This is a genomic window from Paenibacillus algorifonticola, assembly GCF_050481745.1.
In the GTDB taxonomy this organism is placed as follows: domain Bacteria; phylum Bacillota; class Bacilli; order Paenibacillales; family Paenibacillaceae; genus Pristimantibacillus; species Pristimantibacillus algorifonticola_A.
The window spans coordinates 1-2,218 of the sequence record NZ_JBCNGR010000106.1 but is presented as its reverse complement, the minus strand read 5'-3'; the positions used below and the strand labels follow the sequence as shown (position 1 = coordinate 2,218).

2 protein-coding genes are annotated in these 2,218 nt (G+C 46.4%); one reads left to right on the top strand and one right to left on the bottom strand.

The genetic code is table 11. The features are described from left to right. The first annotated feature begins 2 nt into the window (after positions 1–2). A complete protein-coding gene (locus tag ABEW34_RS31925; protein ID WP_430165918.1) occupies positions 3–1,256 on the top strand; it encodes a cytochrome P450 in 1,254 nt (417 codons plus the stop codon). A gap of 144 nt (positions 1,257–1,400) precedes the next feature. Here ABEW34_RS31925 and ABEW34_RS31920 read toward each other — a convergent pair. Continuing rightward, positions 1,401–2,218, bottom strand: an 818-nt coding sequence (locus ABEW34_RS31920; RefSeq protein WP_430165915.1) for a methyl-accepting chemotaxis protein, incomplete at its 5' end; no start/stop codon positions are given.

Genomic DNA, 2,218 nt, shown 5'->3' with positions numbered 1-2,218 from the left:
CAATGAATAACCATGTCATTTCTTTAGCTGATATTACGAGCTTTCAGTCTAAAGAAGAAGAGTTCAGCCCTTATAGTTGGTATCGCCGCATGTTGAATCAAGACCCGGTCATTTTTAATGAAGGATCAAATGCCTACCATGTGTTCAAGTACGATTACGTGAAGACGGTGCTTAGTGATTTCAAAAACTTTTCCAGCGTTAGAACACGCAGCATCGTCCAGGTCGGTTATCAGAGCAATAACGACAAAGATAAAGAAATGGTCAAAACGTTTCCCGATCAGCTTGATATTCACAATGTTGATCCGCCAGAGCATCGCAAACGGAGATCCCTGCTCTCCGCTGCTTTCACACCAAGAAGCCTGCGGTTATGGGAACCGCGCATTCAGGCTGCTGTCGATGAATTAGTGGCCCAATTTGCCGATAAATCACAGGTGGATATCGTTGAAGCCTACACAAGCGTATTGCCAGTTGTCGTGATGTCCGACCTGCTTGGCGTCCCTTCCAAGGACCGCCTCTTATTCAAAGCATGGGTAGACAAGCTGTTTTTGCCGGCAACTCATGAAAACTTCGACGAAATTAATGAATTGAAAAAAAAGGCCGGCGACGAATATTATCGATACCTTTATCCGGTTGTTGTAGCGAAAAGATCCCATTTAGAAGACGATATTATATCCGACTTAATTCGAGTAGAAGTAGATGGCGGGCATTTTACAGATGATGAGATTGTACGCACGACGATGTTTATACTTGGGGCGGGGATCGAAACAACGAGCAATTTGCTGGCTAATTCCTTTTATGCTTTTTTATACGACCAGCCCGAGCTGTATCAGGAACTCAGAAATAATCCAGAGCTCGTTCCAGACGCGGTTGAAGAGCTGCTCCGGTTTCGGTTTCACATTAGCAAAATGGACCGGACTGTGAAGGAGGATAACGATGTGCTAGGGGTTCCACTCAAAAAAGGGGATACCATCGTGGCTTGGATGAGCGCAGCGAATATGGATGAAAGCATGTTTGAAGATCCTTTTACTTTGAACATTCACCGGGAAAATAACAATAAGCAGCTCGCATTTGGCTATGGCGCCCACTTTTGTCTTGGAGCACCTCTAGCGAGGCTGGAAGCCACTCTCGTTCTTACTACCTTTTTAAAAACATTTTCCAAAATTGAGCCCGATACAACTTTTATATTGGAAGACAACCTTGTCTCCAGTGCTGCCGGACAAAGCTTGACTCGATTGCCTATCCAGCTTTTTAAATAAAAAATACCGATTGATACCGCTTCATTCGTTTCACGCAATAAACCAGCCTAAGCAAGCTGCCTTCGATGTGGAATCGGAGTCAGCTTGTGCCCTCAAACCTACCTTCAATCAGCAGAAAGTTTTCCTCGTTTAGCTGCCTTCCCATTACACCATTTGATTGAGTATTTTAGCCTGCTCTTCCAGCTTGCCTGCCGCCTCACTAATCCCTGTAAAGTCCCCAACAGCCTGCTCGATTTCATGCTTGCTGCCTATAATCGCTCCTCTGGAGCTTTTTGAGCTGCCGCTAACCTTGTCGACCTGCTTTGAAATTCCTTCCAGCGAATTTTGAATTTCGCTAGCAGCCTCTTGAACATGCTGGGCAAGCTTTTTGACTTCCATCGCTACAATATTAAACCCGCGGCCATGCTCCCCTGCGTGCGCAGCTTCAATCGCTGCATTCAAGGCAAGCAAATTCGTCTGTGACGCAAAATCCCGAATCGTCTGGACAATCCCTCGCACGGCTTGCGTTTGCTGCTCCAACGTTTGCAGAAAATCGATTTGAATGGCATTATCGCTAACGACATGCTCGATTACCGAGGCGACTTGCTCGCTGCGATTGATTCCCCTTTGGGTCCGCTCCAGCAAATCCGCTGCCATCTGCTGCAACTCGTCGGTCATTCTGACTATGGCTTTCTCGCGAGCAGAAATATCTGTTGCAACCTTTACGATGGCAAATGGAACGCCCTCTTCATTGCAAACGGGCATATAGGTCGCTTCAAGCCATATACTCGCACCGTCCTTTGCTAACCGAACAATTTTCTCTTGAAAGGCTGTGCCTTTACGCAAATTTTCCCAGAACTGCTTGTATTCAGCGCTATTTGCAAACTCGGGAATGCAAAACTGCCGATGATTTTTCCCCGGCAATTCATGAGCTGCATAACCCATCGCCTTGGCAAACTGCTCGTTTGCCCAAAGCACCTCTC

Bases quoted from the DNA above. Each gene is read 5' to 3' on its own strand.
- ABEW34_RS31925 (WP_430165918.1), top strand. From the start codon at position 3: ATGAATAACCATGTCATTTCTTTAGCTGATATTACGAGCTTTCAGTCT.